We start from the raw sequence: 24,625 nt of genomic DNA, 5'->3' as shown, positions 1-24,625 counted from the left end.
GTCATCACTTGGGGAGTGAGAGAGATGTCGAACACGATCGCGCATAACCGGCGTGAGTTCCTGCGCCTGCTCGGAGCCTCGGCTGCGACGGCTGCGCTCAGCCAGAGCATCGAGCGCGCGCATGCCATTCCGGCGTTTAATCGCCATGGCAGCATCGAGGACGTCAAGCACATCGTCGTGCTGATGCAGGAGAACCGCGCCTTCGATCATTATTTCGGCGCGATGCGTGGCGTCCGCGGCTTCAACGACCCGCGCGCCGTCAAGCTGCCGAACGGCAATCCGGTCTGGCAGCAGCCGAACGGTTCGGGATCGGTGATGCCGTTCCGTGTCGACAATGCCGGCCAGGTCTATGTCGAGGATGTCGCGCATGGCTGGAACGACGGCCAGAAGTCCTGGAACAACGGCAATTACGACAAGTGGATCGCCAACAAGGGCACCACAACGATGACCTGCATGAACCGGCAGGATCTGCCCTGGCACTACGCGCTCGCCGACGCCTTCACGATCTGCGACCAGTATTTCTGCTCGGTGATGGGACCGACCGACCCGAACCGCTATTATCTGTGGACCGGCTGGGACGGCAATGACGGCAAGAACGGCGGCCCGGTCATCACCAACGCCGAGGCCGGCTACGACTGGACCACGTTCCCGGAGCGGCTGGAAAAAGCCGGCATCTCCTGGAAGGTCTATCAGGACATCGGCGTCGGCCTCACCGCTGCAGGCTACTGGGGCTGGACCGAGAATCCGTGGATCGGCAATTACGGCGACAACTCGCTGCTCTACTTCCACCAGTACCAGAACTCGCAGCCGGGCAGCCCGCTGTATGAGAAGGCGCTGCGCGGCAGCAACATCGCCAAGGGCGGCACGTTCGAGAACCTGTTCGATGGCCTGCGCAACGACGTCCGCAACGGGACCCTGCCTCAGGTGTCGTGGATCGCGGCTCCGGAAGCGTTCAGCGAGCATCCGAACTGGCTGCCGGGTCCGGGCGCCTGGTACATCTCCAAGGTGCTGGACATCCTGACCTCGAATCCGGAGCTGTGGAGCAAGACCGTTCTGCTCATCAACTATGACGAGGGTGGCGGCTTCTTCGATCACGTCGTCGGCCCGTATCCGGCGATGTCGCAGGCGTGGGGTCAGTCGACGGTCGACGTCAGCACCGACCTGTTCGCCGGCGACGCCAACCACGTCGCGGGTCCCTATGGCCTCGGCGTGCGCGTGCCGATGATGGTGGTGTCGCCGTGGTCGCGCGGCGGCTATGTGTGCTCGCAGGTGTTCGACCACACCTCGGTGATCCGCTTCATCGAGCAGCGCTTCCATCGCCACGCGAAGGATCTGTTCGAGACCAATATCCCGGCCTGGCGTCGCGCGGTGTGTGGCGATCTCACCTCGGCGTTCAACTTCACCTCGCCGAACGAAGGCATGGCGCCGCTGCCGAGCACGGCCGGCTTTAAGCCGCCGGTCGCCGATATCACCTCGGGGGCACGCTTCGACGACTATCATCCGGTGCCGCCGGCCAAGCAGGTCCTGCCGCAGCAGGAGCCCGGCATCCGCCCGGCGCGCGCACTGCCTTACGATCTGCGCGTCGACGGCGATGCCGATGCCTCCAACAAGAAGTTCGGCATCCGCTTCGTCAATCCGGGGCAGGCGGGCGTCTGCTTCCACGTCCGTTCCGGCAACACCGCAACCGGCCCGTGGAGCTACACGGTCGAGGCCGGCAAGTCGCTGAACGGCGTGTGGGACCTCGCGGCCAGCGCCGGCCAGTATGATCTGTCGGTGTACGGCCCGAACGGCTTCTACCGGCACTTCAAGGGCGGCGTCGTCTCGACGGCGGCATTGATCGACGTCGACACCGTGCATCTCTGCGACCGGGAGGAAGGCGACGACGATCGCAGCCTCGCGATTGCGCTAACCAACAAGGGCGCGGGCTGCGTGGTGACGATCGCCGACAACTACACCGGCCGCAGCGAGCGGCATCGCCTGCAGCGCGGCCAGCGCCTGGAGACGCAGGTTCGCCTGCGCCAGACCCATGGCTGGTACGACCTGACGGTCACGACCGACACCGATGCCAATTTCAACTGGCAGCTCGCCGGTCATGTCGAGAACGGCCGTCCCAGCATCAGCGATCCCGCGATGGGCAAGATCGCCGCGACCTGATCGCGGACTTTACCAACGCGATGCGCCCGGAGCGATCCGGGCGCATCGTCAAGACGAAGAGGTGACGAGCGATTGATCGGCGTCGTCGGCGTTGGGATCACCGGGTGCGGTGGCCCAGGCGAGCTCGACCAGGGTGACGATGCGGCGGCCGGCGCCGTCGAGCTGGCAGACGATCAGGCCCTGGTCCTCGATATAGGTGAGCAGGCGCTGTGCCCGGCGCAGCGAGTGCGAGCCGTAGGCGCGCGCGATCGCGGCGTCGCTTGGGCAGGGGCGGCCGTCCTTGGCGGCGCGGGCGAGCATCATGAACACGCCCTGCATGTCCTCGGGCAGCAGCGAGGCGCGCAGGGTGACGTCCTGCCAGCCGGCGTCGTCGGACGCTGCATCGTTCCCGAGTCCGGCGCGGGCGCGGGTGAGCATGCGGCGGAATTCGTTGAGGTCGGGCACGGCTGTTCCCAATCCCTCGATGCGGCAGCGGACGACGAATTCCTGGTAGAGCACGCCGACCGCGCGGAAGCCGGCGTCGGGCTCGGCCAGCACGGCGCGCAGCACGCGTTCCACACGGGTGCGGCGCTCGGCGAGCTCCTCCTCGCTGACCTCCGGCGGCGGCGGCTCGGGGCGCAGCTCCAGCGCGGCGGACTTCGCCGCCATCAGCTGGTCGAGCAGCTCCGGCTGCGGCTTGCGCTGCGGCCGCGCGGTGGTCTCTGGCGGCGGTGCGGCCAGGATGACCGAGCGGGCGTCCTCGAGCGCGGACTCCGGCAGCGGCATCAGCCGCGGCGTCGCGTTGCGCGGCTTGGTCTCGGTCGGGCCGATGCGCAGGCCGAGCGGCCGGCGCGACAAAGCGGGCCCGAGCGCCATGAATTGGCCGCGCTCGAGGTCGCGGAAGGCTTCGGCTTGGCGTCGCTCCATGCCGAGCAAATCGGCGGCGCGGGCCATGTCGATGTCGAGGAAGGTGCGGCCCATGAGAAAGTTGGAGGCCTCGGCCGCGACGTTCTTGGCAAGCTTCGCCAGCCGCTGTGTCGCGATCACCCCGGCGAGCCCGCGCTTGCGGCCGCGGCACATCAGATTGGTCATCGCGCCGAGCGAGGCCTTGCGCGCCTCGTCGGAGACTTCGCCGGCGACGGCGGGCGCGAACAGCTGGGCCTCGTCGACGACGACGAGCATCGGGTACCAATGGTCGCGCGAGATCTCGAACAGGCCGTTGAGAAACGCGGCAGCCCGCCGCATCTGGTTCTCGGCGTCGAGTCCTTCGAGGTTGAGCACCGCCGACACGCGATGGATCCGCGCCCGCTCGCCGGCCACCTGGAGCGCACGCTCGGTGTGGTCCTCGGCCTCGATGACGAGATGGCCGAATCGCTCCGCCAAGGTGACGAAGTCGCCCTCGGGATCGATGATCGTCTGCTGCACCCACGGCGCGCTCTGCTCCAGCAGCCGTCGCAGCAGATGCGATTTGCCGGAGCCGGAATTGCCCTGCACGAGCAGGCGCGTCGCCAAGAGCTCTTCGAGGTCGAGCGCCGCAGCCGATCCTGCCGCCGTCTGCCCCATCTCGATCGCAACCGTCATGTGCCCCGACTCAAACCGCATGCCGCAGAGGCTGCGCGCTTAACAAGCGAGGACCCACCCGTCGAGCCGTCGGTGCCGCGTTGTCCCGTGTTGAGCGGCAGCCTGTGGATGGTTCCAGCAGGCAATGGAACCGAGCCATGCTCGGTGAGTTCCACGCTGCTGGCTTGGTGGTCGGGAACTGGCCAAGCTTGGCCTGATGACGCGATTGGCGCTACTCTGCGGCCAAAGGGGGGCAGCGAGTGAACGAGCATTCGGACGCCGGTCGGGCAACGTTTCAGTCGATCGTGCGTGGGGCCGACTTCCTGCAGGGCGGCGGCGAGATGGGGGCGTTGATGCGCTTCCATGACTGGGCGCGGACGCCGCTCGGGCCACCCGAATGTTGGCCGCAATCCCTGCGGACATCAGTGAGCACCTGCCTTGATTGCGCGTTCCCGATCCTGATCTGGTGGGGCCGCGAGCTCGTCATGCTCTACAATGACGAGTATCGCGCGATCCTCGGATCGCAGAAGCATCCCGCCGCGCTGGGTACGCCCGGGCGCCTGGTCTGGCCGGAAATCTGGGATGTCATCGGTCCCATGCTGCAGCAGGTCATGGTCCGCGGCGAGGCCACGCGCTCGCGCGACCTCCCGCTGTTCATGGACCGTCACGGCTATACCGAGGAAACCTACTTTTCGTTCTCCTACTCGCCAATTCGCGACGAGACCGGCGGCGTCGGCGGCGTGTTCACGCCGGTGATCGAAACCACTGCGCGGATCGTCGGCGAGCGCCGCATGCGCACGCTGCGCGATCTCGCGGCACGCGGACGTTCGGACAGTCTTGAGGACGCCTGCCAAGAGGTTGCCGATGTGCTCGCCGAGAACCGGCACGACATTCCGTTCGCGCTGATCTACGAATGGAATGACGACGGTGACGCGCGTCTGCTCGCCGCGGCAGGTGCGCAGCCCGGCAGTTCCATCGCTCCCTTCCGGATCATGCGCCACAGCGGCGACGAGGGGCCATGGCCGATTGCCGCGGCGGTGCGCGCCGCCGCTCCTGTCCGCGTGACGCTCGACGCCACAAGATACCCCGACGCTCCGACCGGCGCCTGGCCGGAGCCGCCTCAGCTGGCGCTCATGCTGCCGGTCACCACAGGACGAGAGCGGCCGACGGCGATCTTGATCTGCGGCGTCAATCCGCGTCGCGCGCTTGATGCCGAACATCAGGGGTTTTTCGAGTTGATGGCAAGCCAGCTTGGCAGTTCGTTCGCCGAGACGCTGGCCTATGAGGAAGAGCGGCGTCGGGCCGAGACGCTGGCCGAGATCGATCGCGCCAAGACCGCATTCTTCGCCAATGTGAGCCACGAATTCCGCACCCCGCTCACGCTGATGCTCGGGCCGCTGGAGGACGTGCTGTCCCAGCCGCAGGTCCTGTCCGCGGCGGACCACGACAGGCTTGAGATCGCACAACGTAATGCGCTCCGGCTGCTCAAGCTCGTCAACACGCTGCTCGATGTCTCGCGCATCGAGGCCGGTCGGATGCAGGCCGCCTATGTCCCCACCGATCTGCCGAGCTTCACGGCGGAGGTCGCCAGCGTCTTCCGGTCCGCAATCGAGACAGCGGGTTTGAAGCTGATCGTCGATTGTCCGCCGCTGCAAGAGCCCGCTCATGTCGATCGGGAGATGTGGGAAAAGATCGTTCTCAACCTGCTCTCCAACGCGTTCAAATTCACCTTCTCGGGCGAGATCGAGGTGAAGCTCCGCGAGGTCGACAGCCACTTCGAGCTGACGATCCGCGATACCGGCACCGGCATTCCGCAGCACGAGCTGCCGAAGCTGTTCGAACGCTTCCACCGCGTCGCGGGCGCAAGCGGCCGCACCCATGAAGGCTCGGGGATCGGTCTCGCGCTGGTGCAGGAGCTGGCCAAGCTGCATGGCGGATCGGTCGGCGTCACCAGCACGCTGGGACAGGGCAGCACGTTTGCCGTGCGCGTTCCCCGCGTTCGAAGGCATCTGCTGGCCACGCTCCACGCCGTTCCTGACGCGCAGGCCGACATCGCGCGCGGTGCGCGCCCCTTCGTCGAGGAGGCTCTGCGCTGGCTGCCGGATGCAGCCTCTTTCGACACGAATGCGGCTACGAACGTTGATCTTGCCACCCCGTCCACCGAGGCGGCTGCGCCGCGTGCCCGCATTCTGCTCGCTGACGACAATGCCGACATGCGCGACTACGTGCGCCGCCTGCTCGTCACGCGGTACGATGTCGAGGCCGTTGCCGACGGCAAGGCCGCGCTCGAGGCGATCGCCCGCGCCAAGCCGGACCTCGTGCTGTCCGACGTGATGATGCCGCAGCTCGACGGTATGCAACTGCTGGCACGCGTCCGCGCGGACGCTCAGTTCAGCACCGTTCCCGTCATTTTGCTCTCGGCCCGCGCGGGCGAGGAGAGCCGTGTGGAGGGCATGCAGGCGGGCGCGGACGATTATCTGATCAAGCCGTTCAGCGCACGCGAGCTGCTGGCCCGTGTCGAGGCTCATCTCAAGATGGCGCGGCTTCGCGCCGAGGCGACGGAACGTCTGCGCGCCAGCGAGGAGCGGTTTCGCGCGTTCGTCACCGCGAGCTCCGATATCGTCTATCGCATGAGTGCCGATTGGACGGAGATGCGCTATCTGCAGGGCAAGGATTTCATTGCCGACACGATGACACCGAGCCAGCTCTGGCTTGCCAAGTACATTCATCCGGACGATCAGGCGCAGCTCACGGCCGCTGTCGCCAGAGCGATCGAGACCAAGAGCGTTTTCGAGCTGGAGCATCGCGTCAACCGCGTCGATGGAACGTTGGGCTGGGCGCATTCGCGGGCCATTCCCGTGCTCGGCGACGATGGCGACATCGTTGAGTGGTTCGGCGCTGCCCGCGATATCACCGATCAGAAACAGGCTGAGCACGAGCTGCGCAAGAGCGAGGAGCGGCTGCGCAGCGCGGTCGAGGTCGGCCGGCTCGGATTGTGGGACTGGAACGTCGTGAGCGGCGATGTCTACTGGTCCGACGAGCATTTCCGCATGGAAGGCTACGGCGTCGACGAGGTGACTCCGAGCTACGAGGCGTGGACGGCGCGCATCCATCCCGAGGATCGTGAGGCAACCGAGGCGGCGCTGCGTCGGGCAATGGACGCCCACGAGGAATATGCTCGCGAGTTCCGCGTGATCCATCCTGGCGGCATCGTGCGCTGTCTCTATGCTCGCGGGCGATTCTTCTACGACGACACCGGGCAGCCGGTCCGCATGACCGGCGCGATGATCGACGTGACCGAGCGGCGCGAGTGGGAGGAGCGGCAGAAGGTGCTGGTCGCGGAGCTGCAGCATCGCACCCGCAATCTCCTCGGCGTCGTCCGCTCGATGGCCGACAAGACGGCGCGGGCCAGCACGGATCTGGCTGATTTTCGCGCTCGCTACAAGGATCGGCTGGATACCTTGTCGCGCGTGCAGGGGCTGCTGTCGCTCCTGAAGGAGCATGACCGCATCAGCTTCGACGATCTGATCCGGAGCGAGTTGACGGCCGTCGCCGGCGTGTCCGAGCGCGTCGTCCTCGATGGGCCATCGGGCGTGCGGCTGCGGTCGTCGACCGTGCAGATGCTGGCCATGGCGCTGCATGAGCTGGTCACCAACGCGGTCAAGTATGGCGCCCTGGCGCAACCGGCCGGTCGCCTGGCGGTCGTCTGGACCCTCGAACGCGATGGCGATGACGACAGGCCGTGGCTGCATATCGACTGGCGGGAGAGCGGCGTCGACATGCCGCCTCCGGGGGCGGTGCCGGCCGGCACGGGGCAGGGCCGCGAGCTGATCGAGCAGGCCTTGCCGTATCAGCTCAGCGCCAAGACCTCGTACCGCTTCACCGACGATGGTGTCCGCTGCACGATTTCCATTCCCGTTTCGCTCAATACGCTGGAGCTCGACGAGCATGCTTGAAAGCCCGCTTCGTGACCGCCGTATCCTCGTTGTCGAGGACGAGTACATGCTTGCCGACGAGCTGCGCGGCGAACTCGGCGAGGCCGGCGCGACCGTGCTGGGGCCGGTCGGAACCGTTGCCGACGCGCTTGCCCTGGCCACACGCGAAGGCCGGATCGATGGTGCCGTTCTCGACGTGAACCTGCGCGGCGAAATGGCATTCCCGGTGGCCGACCTGCTGATCGAAAGCGGTGTGCCCTTCGTGTTCACGACGGGCTACGACGAATCGATCATTCCAGAGCGTTTCTCGACGATCCTTCGCTGCGAGAAGCCGATCGCCGTCGACGGCATCATCCGCACGCTAGAGCGCCTGATCGACAGATGATCGTCTGCAGTTCGACCAGTCCGAGGACGGAAAACGGTCAGGGGGCACGCTGACCCAAGCTTTCGGCAGCAGGCAGCGACCGCAGCCGTTGCAGCAGCTGCCGGCAATAGTCCGGAGTCAACGTACGGTCGCTGAACAGGATGTGGTAGACGATGGGCGCGACGACGTGGTCGATGACCTCCTCGACATCGAAAGGCCGCTCGCCACGCGCTGCGGCCCTGGAGGCAATGGTCTCGAGATTGGCGCGCGTGAACGTGCAGCATTGAGCCGGGAAGTTTTCTCCCGCCGGCCACAGCACGTCGCGCATCAACGCCTGTCCGACCGGGGAGGACATCTCCTCCGCGTACTGCTCGATGAACAGCCGCAGGTCGCTGGCGGTCGCCCCAGTATCCTCGGGATCGCCGGCTGGCCGCAGCCGTTCGACGGCGACATCGGCCAGCAAAGCGGCGAGGTCACCCCAGCGGCGATAGATGGTAGAGGGAGTGACGCCAGCCTCGGAGGCGATCTGGGGCACCGTCAGCGCGCTGCGGTCCGTCGCCGCGCTGAGGCGTTTCACCGCCTCGTGCACGGCCGTCTGGATGCGTGCGCTGCGACCTCCAATCCTGACGCGTTCCTTGAGGGCCACCTGTCACTCCGTGCAATCGAGCCATGCGAGAGGCGCGGTACTCCACTAAAGCAAATGATTTGCGTTAAGGCGGCCGCTCGCCTATCCTTAATGCAATATATTAGCTTTAGGAGATCCCATGCAAGGCTGTCCGACCGGTGCCTCCGCTGCGACGTCGACCGCCAACCAGGAGCCGACAGCTTCAAAGCGCGCCCTCTGGTCGTTGCCGCTGGGAGCCGTGACACCGTTCGCTGCGGCGAGCGTGATCATCCTCATGGCGGGCACCAGCGCGGTGACGCCGCTCTACCGGATCTATCAGCAGACGATGAATCTGACCCCGTTCTGGATCACGGTCGTTTTCGCAAGCTATGTCGTCAGCCTGCTCGCGGCCCTGCTGACTGTCGGCGGCCTTTCCGATTATGTCGGTCGCCGGCCCGTGATGCTGGCTGCGCTGCTGATCAACGCCGCGGCCATGATGATCTTTGCGGAGGCGGACAGCCTCTGGCAGCTGATCGCCGCGCGGATGGTGCAGGGCCTGAGCGTTGGCATCGGCACGACGGCGTTCGGCGCCGCCATTCTCGACACCAGCCGCACTCGCGGACCGCTGCTGAACAGCGTCGCGGCATTTCTCGGCATGACAGCCGGCGCGCTGGTGAGCGCGACGCTGATCGTGTTCGTTCCCGATCCGCTGCATGCCGTCTACGTCGTGGTGCTCGCCTTCACCCTGCTGATGCTGCTTCTGCTCGTGGTCATGCCGGAGAGCTGCACGCCCAAGGATGGTGCCTGGGCTTCGCTTCGCCCGCATGTCGCGGTGCCCCCGCAGTCACAGCCGGTGCTCGCGAGACTGACGCCGGCCAATGTGGGGGCCTGGTCGCTTGGCGGGTTCTATCTGTCGCTGATGCCGACCGTTGTCGCGACCGCGATGAAAGTTGCCTCGCCGTGGATCGGAGGGCTCGTCGTGTCGGCGTTGATGCTGACCGCCGCGCTCGCAGTGGCGGTGTTTCGCCATTGGCCGGCCCGCCGCCTCGTCCTCGCAGGTGCCAGCACGGTGCCGGTTGGTGTTGCCATCTCGATGATCGGGATTCAGCAGCAACACGTGCTGGCGCTACTGGCCGGCACGATCATCGCGGGCGCCGGCTTTGGCGCGAGCTTTTCCGGAACGCTGCGCGCCTTGCTGCCGACGGCGCACGCTCACGAGCGCGCCGGCTTGCTCTCGGCGTTCTATCTGCAGTCCTATCTGGCCTTTGCCGTCCCCGCCGTCGCGGCAGGACTATCTGTGCCGCTGATCGGCCTGTCGCTCGTGGCCTACATCTACGGTGCCGTCATCATCGTGCTGACGATCGTATCGGGCATCGCAACGCTGATGTCCAAGGGCTGAAAGGTGCCGGCGGCACCGCCAGCCCTCGGCGCATCCGAGGTTTAGACCTCTCTGCGGCTGAGGAAGGCGAGCCGCTCGAACAGGTGCACGTCCTGCTCGTTCTTGAGCAGGGCCCCGTGCAGCGGCGGGATGAGCTTGCGCGGATCGCGCTCGCGCAGCTGCTCCGGGCCGATATCCTCGTTGAGCAGCAGCTTGAGCCAATCCAGCAGCTCAGACGTCGACGGCTTTTTCTTGAGGCCCGGGACATCGCGCACCTCGAAGAAGATCCGCAGCGCTTCCTCGACAAGCCGCTTCTTGATGTTCGGGAAGTGGACGTCGACGATCCGGCCCATCGTGTCGGCGTCGGGGAACTTGATGTAGTGGAAGAAGCAGCGGCGCAGGAACGCGTCCGGCAGCTCTTTCTCGTTGTTCGAGGTGATGATGACGATCGGGCGCAGCTTGGCCTTGATGGTCTCGTTGGTCTCGTAGACGTGGAATTCCATCCGGTCGAGTTCGAGCAGCAGATCGTTGGGGAATTCGATGTCGGCCTTGTCAATCTCGTCGATCAGCAGCACCGGCCGCTGCTCGGCGGTGAAGGCCTCCCAGAGCTTGCCCCGCTTGATGTAGTTCTTGATGTCCGACACTCTGGAGTCGCCGAGCTGGCTGTCGCGCAGCCGCGACACGGCGTCGTATTCGTAAAGGCCCTGTTGCGCCTTGGTGGTCGACTTGATGTGCCAGGTGAGCAGCGGCGCGTTGACGGCCTTGGCGACTTCCTCGGCCAGCACGGTCTTGCCGGTCCCCGGCTCGCCCTTCACCAGCAGCGGGCGCTCGAGCACGATCGCCGCGTTGACGGCCACTTTGAGGTCGTCGGTGGCGACGTAGTCCTGGGTACCGGTAAATTTCATCGCGCCTCGCTTCCGGATCGAACTTGTGTTGGTCGAACTTGTGTTGAGTGGCTACGCCGCGGCTGCGGCTTTGAGATGATGGCTGCCATCGGAAGGAAAAATAATCAAGCGCGCCTGATCAAGGAGAGGATCACGAGCACGATGACGGCGCCGATCGTGGCGTCGAGGATCGCGCCCAACGTGCCGCTGGCGAGCGCGATGTGCAGCGCCGGCAGCACGTAGCTCGCGACCAGGGCGCCGATGATGCCGACCACCATGTTGCCGACCAGGCCGAAACCGGCGCCGCGCACGATCAGCCCCGCCAGCCAGCCCGCGATCGCGCCGATGATCAGCGCTGCGATGATACCCATGAAAGCCCCCATTCCATCCGATGTTCCAGGGATTGTAGAGCAAAAAGCAGCGCGGTCCAGGGCAGGCGCGCGGCGGCCCTTGACGCGCCCTCCGGGCCGCGCGATCTAATGGGCATGTTCCTGCAATTCTTCACAGCACTGCGCGACGCGCAGGTCCCGGTCTCCTTGCGTGAGTATCTCACGCTGATGGAAGCCGTCGATGCCGATCTCGCCGAGCATTCGGTCGAGAATTTCTACTATCTGTCGCGCACGGCGCTGGTGAAGGACGAGCGCAATCTCGACAAGTTCGATCGCGTGTTCGGCACCGTGTTCAAGGGATTGGAAAATCTCCTGGATGCGATGGAGAAGGCCGAAATCCCCGAGGAATGGCTGCGGAAGCTCGCCGAGAAATACCTCACCGAGGAAGAGAAGAAAGAGATCGAGGCCATGGGCTGGGACAAGCTCATGGAGACCTTGAAGAAGCGGCTGGAAGAGCAGAAGGGCCGCCACCAGGGCGGCAACAAGTGGATCGGCACGGCCGGTACGTCGCCGTTCGGCGCCTATGGCTACAACCCCGAAGGCGTGCGCATCGGCCAGGAGAAGAACCGCAACAACCGCGCCGTGAAGGTGTGGGACCGCCGCGAGTTCAAGGATCTCGACGGCAATGTCGAGCTCGGCATCCGCAACATCAAGGTCGCGCTGCGCCGCCTGCGCAAGTTCGCGCGCACCGGCGCGCCGGATGAGCTCGATCTCGACACGACGATCCGCGAGACCGCCAATCACGGCTATCTCGACGTGCACATGCGTCCCGAGCGGCGGAATGCCGTGAAGGTGCTGGTGTTCTTCGATATCGGCGGCTCGATGGATTCGCACGTCGCCCAGGTCGAAGAGCTGTTCTCGGCGGCCAAGAGCGAATTCAAGCACATGGAATATTTCTACTTCCACAACTGTCTCTATGAGGGCGTGTGGAAGCAGAACAAGCGGCGGTTCACCGATCGCACGCCGACCTGGGACGTGCTGCATAAATACCCGCACGACTACAAGGTCGTGTTCGTCGGCGACGCCTCCATGAGCCCTTATGAGATCATGGTGCCCGGCGGCTCGGTCGAGCACGTCAACGAGGAGCCGGGCTCGGTCTGGCTCGATCGGGTCATCCGCACCTATCCGCACACGGTGTGGCTCAATCCGGTGGCGCAGAAGCACTGGGACTATTCGGAGTCCACCACCATCATCCGCCGCATCTTCTCCGAGCGCATGTATCCGATCACGATCGAGGGGCTGGAAGCGGCGATGAAGGAGCTGGTGCGGTAGGACTGCCCCGTCATTCCGGGGCGGTCGCGACAGCGACTGAAGCCCCGATCTCGACATGGGGCCATCAACTCGAGCTTCCGGGTTCGATGCTTCGCATCGCCCCGGAATGACGTTGGAAGGACATAAGACATGCCCCAGACCATCACCCGCGGCATCAAGGCACTGATCGACGAGGCCAACGCCGAGATCGAGACGCTCTCTGCGGCTGAGGCGATCGAGGCGGCCAAGCGCGACGACGTTGTCATCGTCGATATCCGCGATCCTCGCGAGATCGAGCGGGAGGGTAAGATCCCCGGCGCATTCTCCTGCACGCGCGGCATGCTGGAGTTCTGGATCGATCCGCAGAGCCCCTATGCCAAGCCGGTCTTTCAGCAGGACAAGACATTCATCTTCCACTGTGCCGGCGGCCTGCGCTCGGCGCTCGCGGCCAAGACCGCGCAGGACATGGGCCTGACACCGGTCGCTCATATCGGCGGCGGATTTGCCGCCTGGCGCGAGGCCGGCGGGCCTGTCGAAGCCTGGGTGCCAAAGAAAAAGGATTGAGCCCAACTCGTCACACGCGGGCTTGACCCGCGTGTCTATCGCTTCGACAAGATGGATCGCCGGATCAAGTCCGGCGATGACGAATGTGAAGTGATGCTGGAGCCAGGCCATGACTACCCCCAACGACCCGCTCGTCTCCACGGACTGGCTCGCAGCGCATCTCGACGATCCCAAGATCAAGGTGCTCGACGCCACCTTCAAGATGCCCGGCGTGCTGCCGCTGCCGAAGGACGACTATCTGAAGGCGCACATTCCCGGCGCGGTGTTCTTCGACGTCGACGAGGTCTCCGATCATTCCAATCCGCTGCCGCACATGTATCCGAGCGCGGATCAGTTCGGCCGTGATGCGGCACGGCTCGGCGTCAGCAACGATGACACCGTGGTGGTCTACGATGCCGGCGGCTGGGTCGCCGCGCCGCGCGCCTGGTGGATGTTCCTGTCGTTCGGCCACAAGGACGTTCGCGTGCTCGACGGCGGCCTGAAGAAGTGGATCGCCGAGGGCAGGCCGGTCGACAGCGGGCAGGTGACCCCTGCGGCCGGCACCTACATCGCAAGCTTAGACGCCGCGCGTGTGCGCAAGGTCGAGCAGATGGTCGCGAACCTCACCGGCGGCGCCGAGCAGGTGATCGACGCCCGGCAGGCGCCGCGCTTTGCCGGCGAGGTGGCCGAGCCCCGGCCCGGCCTGCGCTCCGGCCACATTCCGGGCAGCCGCAATCTGCCTTATGCGGAACTGTTCGATGCCGCCACCGGCGTCATGAAGCCGCTCGATGAGCTTCGCAAGGCATTCGGCGCAGCCGGCGTCGATCTCGGCAAGCCGATCGTGACCTCGTGCGGGTCGGGTGTCTCGGCAGCGGTGCTGACGCTGGCGCTCTACCGGCTCGGTCTGCGCGACACCGCGCTCTACGACGGCTCCTGGTCGGAATGGGGCGTCGAGAACGGGCCGCCGGTCGCAACCGGGCCAGCCTGATCATCGCCTCTATCGCGTGCGCGGTCCGGCGGCCTGCTGGCCGATCGCTGCCGGCTGAGCGAACTGCTGGCTGAACGGATCGGGGAAGGCTTGCTGTTGCTGCTGCTGCTGCTGGGCAGCCGCATCGCGGGCCGCCTTTGCGCGCTGCGCGTAGCGCCGCTGCTTGGCACGGCGCGCCGCGAGCTGTTTTTCCCGCGCCTGGCGCTTCTTGAGAATGCTCCGGCGCAACTGGACGCTGGCGACCTTCACCGAGGCCCGATGCTCGCTTGCGGCAGGGCGCTCCGGATGCGCCGGCTGTTCGGCGAGCGCTGCGAGCTTGGCCGCGATCGGGTCGAGCACCGCCGCGACGGGCGCCGGGGCAGCGGAGGGAGGAAGGGACGCGGCCGTCGGGTCTGCGCTTGCGACGAGTTGGGCAGGGGGCGGCGCGACCGGAACGACCGCGGCATCGTTGGAGGCGACGGAGACGGCCGGACCTGAAGCATCCGGCGCGATGTCCATCTTCGGCTTGTCGACGGCCTTTTCGACGGTCGTGGTGATCGCCTCTGAAGCGGCGCGGTCCGATTGGACGCTGTCGCCGCCGTTGTCGGACGTCACGACGGCGTTGGCCACAATGGCGGCTTTGGACGTGTCGACGGTCTCTGCGGGCAGGGATGGCGTCGGTAGCGCGGGAGCCTCCGCGACAGGTGTGATTTCGGGCGTCTCCGCAACGGGAGTCGGCACGTTTGCCGCGCTCGGCTGCTCCGCCGGACTGGCCGCGGCCGGTGGCGGCTCGACTGGGAGCGTGGGCTGAGTCGGGCTCGGCTCGACCCGCAGCACGGCGAGGACCGGCGCCGGCTCGGCCGGAGGCAGGAACGTCGTGAAGCCCGAGGCCTGTGTCGAGCGCCAAGACGAGTTGCTGGCGAACTGCTCATGGGCCGCGCGCAACAGGGCGGCGGCGCCCATACCGAAGATGGTGAGAGAGATGGAGCAGACGATCGCGGCGACGAGGAAACGGAAGCCGGGAAGCATTGACGGGAACTCTCCGCCACGGCAGCGGGACTGCCGAGACATTCGAGCCAGTAGGGAACGCGGTGATCACAGGGAATGCCGCGTTCGCGACGGGGGCCGGCTTCTGCCGTGCATCGCGAATCAGGCTGAGGTCAGAATACCGAAAGCGTTCCCGGCCGCTCGCCAAATCGAGGCATTCATGCGGCCTTCATCGGCCCCGCTGCACTTTTTTGGCGGCGTGAGACTTCCGTGCAACGACGGGTGACATGATCACAAATTGCCGAATTGGGACCGCACTGGGCCGATTTGTCTTGAATGCGCCGCTATCTTCGGCCATCTGGCACAGCAGAGATCCCAATCGGCGGCTTGGGGATACTGCAAGGGCAATGATGATCAGACAAATCCTGACGGTTTGCGCGGTCGCGGCAGCGGGCGTGGCGGCAACTTCGTCTGTCGAGGCACAGCAGGTCTATCAGACGGCGCCCGGAGCGTATTCACCCGCGCCGACGCCTTACCCGGCAGATGTGCGCGGCCAGGGTCCGGATTTCGACGCGCTCGACGACGAGGACACGCCAGGCAATTCGGCCGCGCTGCCGCCGCCGGGGCCGGTGATATCGCCGGACGATCCGCGCTATGGCCGTCCAGCCCATGCTCCAGTTTATGGCGCCGGGCCGACCGGGCCGATTCTATCGCCCGATGATCCGCGCTACGGACGTCCGGCCGGTGCGCCGGTCTATGGCGCCGGGCAGAACGGTCCCGTGATGTCTCCGGATGATCCGCGTTACGGTCGCCCGGCCGGTCCACCGCCGGTGATCTATGCTGATCGTCCGGCCGCGGGCCAGCAGGCCTATGGTGGCACGTACGGCAATGCCGCGCCCGGCGTTGACGCCGGTGCGCCGCGCCCGCCCGGAGCCGTCGGTGGTGCATCCTCGGTGCCGGGCACGGCCCAGGCTCCGGCCGGCAATCGGCCGATGACGGTCGCGGCGCTTCCCCCTGAAGAGCAGCCCGACGCTGCGCCAGCGCCACTGCCGCCGAATCTGCGCCGCCAGGAGGTCGACTTCGTCACCAAGGAGCCCCCGGGGACGATCGTGGTCGATACGCCGAACACCTACCTCTATCTGGTGCTCGGCAATGGCCGGGCGCTGCGCTACGGCGTCCGTGTGGGCCGCGAAGGCTTTACCTGGACGGGCGTGCAGAAGATCACGAAGAAGACCGAGTGGCCGGACTGGTATCCGCCAAGCGAGATGATCGAGCGCCAGCCCTATCTGCCGCGCTTCATGGCCGGCGGCGAGGGCAACCCGCTCGGCGCCCGAGCGATGTATCTCGGCTCGACTGTGTATCGCATTCACGGCACCAACCAGCCCTCGACAATCGGCAAGTTCGTCTCGTCCGGCTGCATCGGGATGCTGAACGACGACGTCTCCGACCTGTTCGACCGCGTCAAGGTCGGCACCCGTGTCGTGGTCATGCCGGGCGGCGCGCCGGCGGGATCCAACAAGAACATGGCGGCCGCAGCCAACGGCGCCGCGATACCGGCCGCTCAGGCTCCGGTTCAGGCGCAAGCGAATGTCCCGGCCGCCCAGCCGGCCACCATGCAGCCACTGCCGCCGCCGGTCACCATTCGCTGAACAGGCGCTGATCGATCTCGCAACACCCTCCTCGCGGAGGGTGTTTTGCTTTTGGGAGCCGATCAGGCCAGCCGCCGCGGCGGCTCGGCGCCGTCAAGCCAGGCGGCGATGCACGCGACCATCTGGCCATAATGGGCGCGAAAGCTCTCTTCGGTGACGTAGCCGAGATGTGGGGTCAGCACGACGTTGTCGAGCCTGCGCAGCGGGTGCGTGACCGGAAGCGGCTCGACGGAGAACACGTCGAGGCCGGCGCCGGCGATTCGCTTGTCCTTGAGGGCCTGTAGCAGCGCGACCTCGTCCACGATCGGCGCCCGCGACGTGTTGACCAGATAGGCCGAGGGTTTCATTCGGGCGATGTCGGCCGCGCCGACCAGCCCGCGGGAGCGGTCGCTGAGCACGACATGGATCGTGATGATGTCGGCGGCGGCAAATAGCTCGTCCTTGCCGGCGTAGCCGACGCCGGCGTCCTTGCAACGCTCCGGCGTCAGGTTCGGGCTCCAGGCGATCACGTTCATGCCAAACGCCTTGGCAAGCCCGGCGACCTTGGTGCCGAGCTTGCCGAGGCCGAGGATGCCGAGCGTCCGGCCCTCGATTTCGATCCCGCCCAGCGCCTGCCAGGGCTCTCCGGCGTGCATGCGGGCGTTTTCCTGGCCGATCTTGCGGGTCAGTTCCAGGATCAGGCCCATGGTGAGCGGCGCCGTCGGATCACGGCCATATTGCGTGCCGCAGAGCACGATCCCGCGCGACTTCGCGGCTTCGCTGTCGATGGCGGCATTGCGCATGCCGGAGGTGATCAGCAATTTCAGCTTCGGCAGCCGCTCGATCAGGCCGCGCGGGAACGGCGTCCGCTCGCGCATCGCGCAGACGATGTCGACGTCGGCCAGCGCGGCGGCGGCCGCGTCCTCATCGGCGAACGGATGAGTGAAGGCCGTCACATCGACGCGGTCGGAAAGCCCAGGCCAGTCCGCCAGCGACAGGGCCGTGTCGTAATAGTCGTCGAGGATTGCACAGCGCAGCCGCGTCATCGGTCAAATCCATTCGGCAGGAAAGGGCGACGCGCGGTCGCCTGGGCGAATGGATGTCATGCTTGCGCGCAAAGCGCCGATGGCGCAAGCGGGGTGCCGCTCAAGATCAGTCGAGATCGGCCTTGAGCCGGAAAGCGGCGTCGCTGCCGTATTTGGCGCGCCAGGCCGGGCCCGGTCCGCGCATATAGTGCAATTCCGGCCGGTAGGGATTGAAGGCGCGGGTGACGAATTCGCGCCAGAAGTTCCTGATGTCGTCGATCAGGCCGGATCGATGCGGGCGTTCTGCCGCCGCGGCGGGCAGGGAGGCTGACGTGAAGGTGGCCATGACGGGCTCTCGCTGTTGTCGTCTCGGCTTGTCGCCGCTTGGGCGCGCGGTTCTTGCGGGCCGAGACGCAGTGTCCCGCCGAATTAATTAAAAGATGGTTGCAATTGTCGTGATCGACCGCACACATGGTGAGGGACCCGTAATCATCCTGGACACGCGGCCAAGCGGTACGCTCCGAGCCGCACTCTCCGGGTGATTGTCACGGCCAAAAGCCGCCTCGCCGGTTGCCCTTTGGGGACCGCGCGGTTACATCAGCGGCAACCATTTTCCGAAAATTTCCGGCCGGTTTCGAGGGACACGCGATGGCGCGCCAGTTCGTCTACTTCATGCAGGGTCTGTCCAAGGCCTATCCGACCCGCAAGGTGCTCGATAACATCCACCTGTCGTTCTATCCCGACGCCAAGATCGGCGTGCTCGGCGTCAACGGCTCCGGTAAATCGACCCTGCTTAAGATCATGGCAGGCCTCGACAAGGAGTACACCGGGGAGGCCTGGGTCGCGGACGGCGCCCGCGTCGGCTATCTCGAGCAGGAGCCGCAGCTCGATCCGAAGCTCTCGGTGCGCGAGAACGTGATGCAGGGCGTCGCCAAGCAGAAGGCGATCCTCGATCGCTACAACGAGCTGGCGATGAACTACTCCGAGGAAACCGCCGACGAGATGACCAAGCTGCAGGACGAGATCGAGGCCCAGGGCCTGTGGGATCTCGACAGCAAGGTCGACCAGGCGATGGACGCGTTGCGCTGCCCGGCCGACGATGCCGATGTCAGCAAGCTCTCCGGCGGTGAGCGCCGCCGCGTCGCGCTGTGCCGGCTGCTGCTCGACCAGCCCGACCTCCTGCTGCTCGACGAGCCGACCAACCATCTCGATGCCGAATCGGTGTCCTGGCTGGAAGGCCATCTGCGCAACTATCCCGGCGCGATCCTGATCGTCACCCACGACCGCTACTTCCTCGACAACGTCACCAGCTGGATTCTCGAGCTCGATCGCGGCCGCGGCATTCCCTACGAAGGCAACTACTCGTCCTGGCTGCAGCAGAAGCAGAAGCGGCTCGAGCAGGAGGGCCGCGAGGAGGCCGCGCATCAGCGCACGCTGGCGCGCGAGCAGGAGTGGATCGCGGCCTCGCCGAAGGCGCGCCAGGCGAAGTCCAAGGCGCGCTACCAGCGCTACGAGGAGCTGCTCAAGAAGGCCAGCGAGAAGCAGACCCAGACCGCGCAGATCATCATTCCCGTGGCCGAGCGGCTCGGCCAGAACGTCGTCGATTTCGAGGGCCTCTCGAAGAGCTTCGGCGACCGCCTGCTGATCGACAATCTCACCTTCAAGCTGCCGCCGGGCGGCATCGTCGGCGTGATCGGTCCGAACGGCGCCGGCAAGACCACGCTGTTCCGCATGATCACCGGCCAGGAGAAGCCCGACGCCGGCACCATCACCGTCGGCGAGACCGTGCATCTCGGCTATGTCGACCAGTCGCGCGACGCGCTCGACGGCAACAAGACGGTATGGGAGGAGATCTCCGGCGGCAACGAGCTGATCCTGCTCGGCAAGAAGGAGGTGAACTCGCGCGGCTATTGCTCGTCGTTCAACTTCAAGGGCGCCGACCAGCAGAAGAAGGTCGGGGCGCTCTCGGGCGGTGAGCGCAACCGCGTGCATCTTGCCAAGATGCTGAAGTCCGGCGCCAACGTGCTGCTGCTCGACGAGCCGACCAACGATCTCGACGTCGACACCTTGCGTGCGCTCGAAGAGGCGCTGGAGGATTTCGCCGGCTGCGCCGTCATCATCAGCCACGATCGCTGGTTTCTCGACCGCATCGCGACCCACATGCTGGCCTTCGAGGGCGACAGCCATGTCGAATGGTTCGAGGGCAACTTCCAGGACTACGAGAAGGACAAGATGCGCCGGCTCGGCCAGGACAGCGTGATCCCGCACCGGGTCAAGTACAAGAAGCTGACCCGCTGACCCCTCGATGGCGCGAGGCGCGACGTTGTCTCTCGCGAGGCAAAGCGTCGCGCCCCGGCTGCGACCCGTTGTCGCTTTTCCGCGTGCTGCGATTGCGTAGATAGATGATCCGCAAATCCCATCCCAGCCGCGAGATCTTCCATCATGTCTTCCTCCGACGCGACCCTGTCCTCCAAGGGCGGTGCGCTGCGCCCCATACCCATGCTGATCTTCGGCTCGCGCTGGCTGCAGCTGCCGCTCTATGTCGGGCTGATCATCGCCCAGGGCGTCTACGTCGTGCTGTTCCTCAAAGAGCTATGGCACCTGTTTGCGCACGCGTTCGATTTCTCCGAGCAGCAGATCATGCTTGCGGTGCTCGGCCTGATCGACGTGGTGATGATCTCGAACCTGCTCGTGATGGTGATCGTCGGCGGCTACGAGACCTTCGTGTCGCGGCTCAATCTGCAGGGCCATCCCGACGAGCCGGAATGGCTCAGCCACGTCAATGCCAGCGTGCTGAAGATCAAGCTGGCCATGGCCATCATCGGCATCTCCTCGATTCATCTGCTGCGGACCTTCATCGAGGCCGGCGCTCTGTCCTCTGGCAAGTCGACCTACACCGAGACCGGGGTGATGTGGCAGACCATCATCCATACCGTGTTCATCCTGTCGGCAATCGGCATTGCCGTGGTCGACAAGATTTCCAATGCCGCGATCGAGGAGGCGAAGCAGGCGGCGGGGCATTGAGGAAGCAGTGCAAGTCGGCTGTTCACATTTCGTTCGCAGCGTGGTACGCTCTTCACATGACCGAAGTCGAGAACCTCGTGCTGGAGCATCTGCGCCACATCCGCGGCGCTCTCGATCATGTCCGTGATGACATTCGCGAACTGAAGCAGCGTATCGGGAACCTCGAAAATCAGTACGCCAGCATGTCCAATCGGCTGGACCGGATGGACCTGAGAATAGAGCACATCGAACGGCGGCTTGGCCTTCAGGATGCCTGATCAGGTGCCGCGTCTGCTTCGCCAGTGCCTCGCGGTTTTCCTGTTCGGCGTCCTCCTGTGCCATGCCGGCTTGGCGACCGCCGCCGACGCCGCCTTCACCCAATTCGTCGCGTCGCTCTGGCCCGAAGCCAAGGACCAGGGCGTTTCGCGCGCCACCTTCGAGTCCGAGACGCGCGGGCTTGAGCCCGACTATAAGCTTCCCGATCTGCTGCTGCCCGGCCGGCCTGCAACCGGCGCACCGGCGCAAGCCGAGTTCGTGCAGGTGCCGGCCGACTACATCAAGGAAGCGTCGATCGCACGGCTGGCCGCGCATGGCCAGACGCTGATCCTGCAATACCGGCCGGCGCTGGCCGAGATCGAGCGCCGCTTCGGCGTGCCTGGTCCGATCGTGCTCGCGATCTGGGGCCGCGAGACCGATTTCGGCCGCTACGCGTTGCCCTATGACGCGCTGCGCGTGCTGGCGACCCAGGCCTATGTCGGACGGCGCAAGGAGCAGTACCGCACCGAGTTCATCATGGCGCTGAAGATGCTGAGCGATGGCGTGGTGTCGCGCCGCGATCTCAGGGCGTCATGGGGCGGCGCGGTCGGCCTGACCCAGTTCCTTCCCTCGGAGTACTACAAGCACGGCGTCGATCTCGACGGCGACGGCAAGGTCGATCTCTGGCACTCGGTGCCGGATGCGCTGGGCTCGGCGGCCAAGCAACTCGCCAACAAGGGCTGGCAGAGCGGCGTGCGCTGGGCCTACGAGGTCAAGCCGCCCGCCAACGTCGATTGCACGATGGGCGTGCCTGAGTTGAAGAAGCCGATCGCGGAGTGGCTGCGGGCCGGATTCGCGCCGGTGCGCGGCCAGCGGCTGAGCGCCGCCGAGCAGCAGCAGCCGGCGTCCCTGCTGCAGCCCGAAGGCATCTATGGCCCGTCATTCCTGACGACCGCAAACTACTTCGTCATCAAGGAATACAATTTCTCGGATCTCTACGTGCTGTTCGTTGGCCATCTCGCCGACCGGATGACCAGCCCGGCCGGCTTCGCGACGCCGTGGTCGGCTTCCCAGCAATTGCGGAGCAAGGATGTGGAGTCGATGCAGAAGGGTCTCACGCGCCTCGGGCTCTACGCGGACAAGCTCGACGGCAAGGCGGGGATGCAGACGCGTGCCGCGCTCGGCACGTTTCAGAAGAACGCCGGCTTGAAGGTGGATTGCTGGCCGAGCGAAGCCGTGCTGCAGGCGATCAACGCCTCGCGCTGACGGCCTGTGCGGCCATCGGACGCAGCCAGCAAAAAGCCCGGCCGCAGGGCCGGGCTCTGCCGCATGGAGATGCGAGGTTTCGATCAGTAGCAGACGCGAACCGGGCGGGAGACCCAGCCGTAGCCGTCCCAATAACGCTCACGGCGCCACACGCACGGCGGCGGGCCCGGCGGGGGGGCTTCGACATACACCGGACCGCCATAGGCCGGACGGCTGGAGGCGATCGCGCCGCCGATCAGGGCGCCGCCAATCAGGCCGGCAGCCACGCCAGCGCCGACGTCACCGGCCTTCGCAGCCGGTGCGGTAACGCTCAGCGAACCGGCGATTGTCGCAACCGCAAGCATTGCGGTCAGGATCTTCTTCATGGTTCGAGATCTCCTGGAGAAGCGCCGAAACAGGCGCCGGGTGGGTGATTGTTTTACGCTTGACCGAGGGGGCGTCAGCATCGTGAGAAAACACGACAATCTGTCAACCCATCGTAAACCCTCGTTGACCCCATGCGACCGAAAAACGGTTTTTTCTGGCCAAGGCTGCCGCGCCTATCCGATTTTCTGGTGCAAGGTCATGGAATTAATGAAGGTGAACGTTCACTCGCAAACGCGCACGCGGCGAATCCGCCAGCCATAGCCGTCCCAGAAGCGCTGGCGCTGCCAGTAGCAGGCATAGCCGGGATCGGCCACATAGGCCGGGCCGCCATAGTACGAGTAGCCTGGGCCATAGGCGTAGCCCGGAGAATAGGAATAGCCAGGGCCGTAGTAGTAGGGATTGCTGCCCGCGGCGATCGCGCCCCCAATGAGCGCTCCGCCGATCAATCCGGCCGCGACGCCCGCGGCAACGCGACCGTTGCGCGCTTCCGCCGGGGCAGGGGCCAGCGCGGCAGTCGACAGGGTCGCGACGGCGGCCAGGGCCGCAAGAGTCTTCTTCATGACCTCACCTTTCTCAGTCCAGGTCGGCAACGGCGCATCTAACGACGCGACAGGTTCCCACATCCCGCTTGAATGATCAATGAACGGGCAACTCCCATTGGACGACCTATGCCCAGGATGCGTTCAATGCTGCATTGCACAAAAGTCAATTGGACTCCAATTTCATGACCAAAACCGTAGCCATTGCTGTGTCGGTCGGGTTGGCCTCGGCTGTGGGTTACGTGCTCCTGGTAATGAAGGATCGCTGGCGGGGCGCGCGCCGCGGGTCGGACGGCGGCAGCCTCGACGCGGGCAACTCCTCGAGCAATGGCGAAGGATTCGATCCTGGCAATTGGTTTTCAAATACCGCAACCGACGTGACGGGGAATCCGATCGACGGTGGAGGCGACGGTGGCGGAGACGGCGGCGGTGATGGCGGAGGCGGCGATTGAGCCAGCACGGCAGCGACTTTGATCTGCAGCAAGGTCGCGTAGTTAGAGCCGTTCTAGTTAGCTTGTGAGATTGGAATAGCTTCAAAAGCGCGGTTTTCCCTTTGCGCCATTCGGGGCTGATGACTATCGATAGCTGACCAAGGACGATTGGCCGGTTTCTCATGATTGTTTGTTCCTGCAACGTCATCAGCGATCACGACATCCGCAAGGCGGTGAGTTCGGCGGACGAATTGCCGCGGAGCCCGAAGCAGCTCTACGGCTGCCTTGGCTGCAGCGCGGAATGCGGTCGGTGTGCGCGCACCATCAAGACGATCATCGATGAGGCCTTGGGTCCCTGCGCCCGTGCTTGCCAGGCCGGCTGCCAACACGCTCACAGCCATGCTCACGCGTCGGTTCAGCCGGCGGACGAAGATCTCCAGAGCCGGTTCGCGCTGGCGGCCTGCTGAGCCGCGTCTGCCTTCAATCTCGCCTGCTTACGCCCCAAAAATGCACATGAACGGGGGTCGTCTCCGCACTTCGAACCTGTTATTGAGCGCCTGCGGCCTCTAACTCTTTCGGAGCTTATCTATGCAGGGCGACCCCAAGGTCATCGAATATCTCAACAAGGGATTGCGCAGCGAACTGACTGCCATCAACCAATATTGGCTGCACTACCGCCTGCTGAACAATTGGGGCCTTTTGGAAATGGCGAAGGTCTGGCGCAAGGAATCCATCGAGGAGATGGAGCACGCCGACAAGTTCACGGACCGCATCCTCTTCCTCGACGGCTTCCCGAACATGCAGGTGCTCGATCCCCTGCGCATCGGCCAGAACGTCAAGGAGATCATCGAGTGCGATCTCGCCGCCGAGATCGGCGCGCGGACGCTCTACCAGGAAGCCGCAACCTACTGCCACGGCGTCAAGGACTACGTGTCGCGCGATCTGTTCGAGCAGCTGATGAAGGACGAGGAGCATCACATCGACTTCCTCGAGACGCAGCTCGATCTGATCGGCCGTATCGGCCTCGAGCTCTATACCCAGAAGCACGTCGGCGGGCTCGAGAGCGAGCACTGACCAACGCATCTCTCCTCCTTGGGGCGAGGTCGATTCGGGGCCG

At 65.4% G+C, this 24,625-nt stretch carries 24 protein-coding genes; 15 read left to right on the top strand and 9 right to left on the bottom strand.

The window, feature by feature from the left end; genetic code table 11:
• The first annotated feature begins 24 nt into the window (after positions 1–24).
• Positions 25–2,154: a phosphocholine-specific phospholipase C gene (locus BRADO_RS26785; RefSeq protein WP_012029326.1), complete on the top strand. Its 2,130-nt coding sequence runs from the start codon at positions 25–27 to the stop codon at positions 2,152–2,154.
• Between the two features lie 48 nt (positions 2,155–2,202).
• On the opposite strand, the gene BRADO_RS26780 is transcribed toward BRADO_RS26785, so the two are convergent.
• A complete protein-coding gene (locus BRADO_RS26780; RefSeq protein ID WP_012029325.1) occupies positions 2,203–3,714 on the bottom strand; it encodes an ATP-binding protein in 1,512 nt (503 codons plus the stop codon).
• Positions 3,715–3,953: 239 nt separating this feature from the next.
• On the opposite strand from BRADO_RS26780, the gene BRADO_RS26775 reads away from it, so the two are divergent.
• Together BRADO_RS26775 and BRADO_RS26770 are read left to right on the top strand one after the other, a co-directional pair.
• Positions 3,954–7,649 (top strand): PAS domain-containing protein, encoded by a 3,696-nt coding sequence (locus BRADO_RS26775; protein WP_012029324.1) that lies wholly within the window; start codon positions 3,954–3,956, stop codon positions 7,647–7,649.
• Positions 7,642–8,013, top strand: a complete 372-nt coding sequence (locus BRADO_RS26770; RefSeq protein ID WP_012029323.1) for a response regulator — start codon at positions 7,642–7,644, stop codon at positions 8,011–8,013. The genes BRADO_RS26775 and BRADO_RS26770 overlap by 8 nt, the downstream gene beginning before the upstream one ends.
• Before the next feature lie 37 nt (positions 8,014–8,050).
• On the opposite strand, the gene BRADO_RS26765 is transcribed toward BRADO_RS26770, so the two are convergent.
• A complete protein-coding gene (locus BRADO_RS26765) occupies positions 8,051–8,638 on the bottom strand; it encodes a TetR/AcrR family transcriptional regulator (RefSeq protein WP_012029322.1) in 588 nt (195 codons plus the stop codon).
• Between the two features lie 118 nt (positions 8,639–8,756).
• On the opposite strand from BRADO_RS26765, the gene BRADO_RS26760 reads away from it, so the two are divergent.
• On the top strand, positions 8,757–9,995 hold the full coding sequence (locus BRADO_RS26760; protein WP_157872618.1) for an MFS transporter: 1,239 nt from the start codon (positions 8,757–8,759) through the stop codon (positions 9,993–9,995).
• Positions 9,996–10,036: 41 nt separating this feature from the next.
• Here the strand turns inward: BRADO_RS26760 and BRADO_RS26755 are convergent, their stop codons facing one another.
• Positions 10,037–10,879 carry a MoxR family ATPase gene (locus tag BRADO_RS26755; protein ID WP_008964954.1) on the bottom strand — a complete coding sequence of 281 codons (843 nt, stop codon included), beginning with the start codon at positions 10,877–10,879 and terminating at the stop codon, positions 10,037–10,039.
• Positions 10,880–10,983: 104 nt separating this feature from the next.
• Positions 10,984–11,229, bottom strand: a complete 246-nt coding sequence (locus tag BRADO_RS26750; protein ID WP_041756979.1) for a GlsB/YeaQ/YmgE family stress response membrane protein — start codon at positions 11,227–11,229, stop codon at positions 10,984–10,986.
• A 114-nt stretch (positions 11,230–11,343) separates the two neighbouring features.
• Here BRADO_RS26750 and BRADO_RS26745 point away from each other — a divergent pair, with 114 nt between their 5' ends.
• From BRADO_RS26745 to sseA, 3 genes are all read left to right on the top strand, one after another.
• Positions 11,344–12,519 (top strand): VWA domain-containing protein, encoded by a 1,176-nt coding sequence (locus BRADO_RS26745; protein ID WP_012029319.1) that lies wholly within the window; start codon positions 11,344–11,346, stop codon positions 12,517–12,519.
• Positions 12,520–12,648: 129 nt separating this feature from the next.
• Positions 12,649–13,062, top strand: a complete 414-nt coding sequence (locus BRADO_RS26740; RefSeq protein ID WP_012029318.1) for a rhodanese-like domain-containing protein — start codon at positions 12,649–12,651, stop codon at positions 13,060–13,062.
• A 109-nt stretch (positions 13,063–13,171) separates the two neighbouring features.
• Positions 13,172–14,029: a 3-mercaptopyruvate sulfurtransferase gene (gene sseA, locus BRADO_RS26735; protein ID WP_012029317.1), complete on the top strand. Its 858-nt coding sequence runs from the start codon at positions 13,172–13,174 to the stop codon at positions 14,027–14,029.
• Between the two features lie 9 nt (positions 14,030–14,038).
• Here the strand turns inward: sseA and BRADO_RS26730 are convergent, their stop codons facing one another.
• Entirely contained in the window at positions 14,039–15,037 is a 999-nt protein-coding gene (locus BRADO_RS26730) for a hypothetical protein (RefSeq protein WP_012029316.1), read from the bottom strand.
• Positions 15,038–15,402: 365 nt separating this feature from the next.
• On the opposite strand from BRADO_RS26730, the gene BRADO_RS26725 reads away from it, so the two are divergent.
• Positions 15,403–16,644 (top strand): L,D-transpeptidase, encoded by a 1,242-nt coding sequence (locus BRADO_RS26725; RefSeq protein WP_012029315.1) that lies wholly within the window; start codon positions 15,403–15,405, stop codon positions 16,642–16,644.
• 62 nt (positions 16,645–16,706) lie between these two features.
• Here BRADO_RS26725 and BRADO_RS26720 read toward each other — a convergent pair whose 3' ends face one another.
• Complete coding sequence (locus BRADO_RS26720) at positions 16,707–17,669, bottom strand: D-2-hydroxyacid dehydrogenase family protein (protein WP_012029314.1); 963 nt, start codon at positions 17,667–17,669, stop codon at positions 16,707–16,709.
• Positions 17,670–17,775: 106 nt separating this feature from the next.
• Complete coding sequence (locus BRADO_RS26715) at positions 17,776–17,994, bottom strand: hypothetical protein (protein ID WP_012029313.1); 219 nt, start codon at positions 17,992–17,994, stop codon at positions 17,776–17,778.
• A 302-nt stretch (positions 17,995–18,296) separates the two neighbouring features.
• Here BRADO_RS26715 and ettA point away from each other — a divergent pair, with 302 nt between their 5' ends.
• The 4 genes from ettA (at position 18,297) to BRADO_RS26695 (ending at position 22,172) form a co-directional block, all read left to right on the top strand.
• Positions 18,297–19,946, top strand: a complete 1,650-nt coding sequence (ettA, locus tag BRADO_RS26710) for an energy-dependent translational throttle protein EttA (protein ID WP_012029312.1) — start codon at positions 18,297–18,299, stop codon at positions 19,944–19,946.
• A 144-nt stretch (positions 19,947–20,090) separates the two neighbouring features.
• Positions 20,091–20,672 (top strand): TIGR00645 family protein, encoded by a 582-nt coding sequence (locus BRADO_RS26705; protein WP_012029311.1) that lies wholly within the window; start codon positions 20,091–20,093, stop codon positions 20,670–20,672.
• A 56-nt stretch (positions 20,673–20,728) separates the two neighbouring features.
• Positions 20,729–20,929: a hypothetical protein gene (locus tag BRADO_RS26700; RefSeq protein WP_012029310.1), complete on the top strand. Its 201-nt coding sequence runs from the start codon at positions 20,729–20,731 to the stop codon at positions 20,927–20,929.
• A gap of 13 nt (positions 20,930–20,942) precedes the next feature.
• On the top strand, positions 20,943–22,172 hold the full coding sequence (locus tag BRADO_RS26695; protein WP_371259370.1) for a lytic murein transglycosylase: 1,230 nt from the start codon (positions 20,943–20,945) through the stop codon (positions 22,170–22,172).
• A gap of 83 nt (positions 22,173–22,255) precedes the next feature.
• Here the strand turns inward: BRADO_RS26695 and BRADO_RS26690 are convergent, their stop codons facing one another.
• Both BRADO_RS26690 and BRADO_RS26685 read right to left on the bottom strand, forming a co-directional pair.
• Positions 22,256–22,537, bottom strand: coding sequence for a hypothetical protein (locus tag BRADO_RS26690; protein ID WP_012029308.1), 282 nt, complete (start codon positions 22,535–22,537; stop codon positions 22,256–22,258).
• A gap of 222 nt (positions 22,538–22,759) precedes the next feature.
• Complete coding sequence (locus tag BRADO_RS26685; protein WP_012029307.1) at positions 22,760–23,098, bottom strand: hypothetical protein; 339 nt, start codon at positions 23,096–23,098, stop codon at positions 22,760–22,762.
• A gap of 164 nt (positions 23,099–23,262) precedes the next feature.
• Between BRADO_RS26685 and BRADO_RS26680 the strand changes: the two genes are divergently transcribed.
• The 3 genes from BRADO_RS26680 to bfr all read left to right on the top strand — a co-directional run bounded on the left by BRADO_RS26680 (position 23,263) and on the right by bfr (position 24,582).
• On the top strand, positions 23,263–23,529 hold the full coding sequence (locus tag BRADO_RS26680; RefSeq protein WP_012029306.1) for a hypothetical protein: 267 nt from the start codon (positions 23,263–23,265) through the stop codon (positions 23,527–23,529).
• Between the two features lie 161 nt (positions 23,530–23,690).
• Positions 23,691–23,975 (top strand): bacterioferritin-associated ferredoxin, encoded by a 285-nt coding sequence (locus BRADO_RS26675; RefSeq protein WP_012029305.1) that lies wholly within the window; start codon positions 23,691–23,693, stop codon positions 23,973–23,975.
• Between the two features lie 121 nt (positions 23,976–24,096).
• Positions 24,097–24,582, top strand: coding sequence for a bacterioferritin (gene bfr, locus BRADO_RS26670; protein ID WP_006615586.1), 486 nt, complete (start codon positions 24,097–24,099; stop codon positions 24,580–24,582).
• Positions 24,583–24,625 lie beyond the last annotated feature (43 nt).

This window comes from Bradyrhizobium sp. ORS 278, assembly GCF_000026145.1.
Taxonomy (GTDB): domain Bacteria; phylum Pseudomonadota; class Alphaproteobacteria; order Rhizobiales; family Xanthobacteraceae; genus Bradyrhizobium.
Note: the sequence above shows the minus strand (reverse complement) of the source record. Positions and strands in the feature narration are given on the sequence as shown.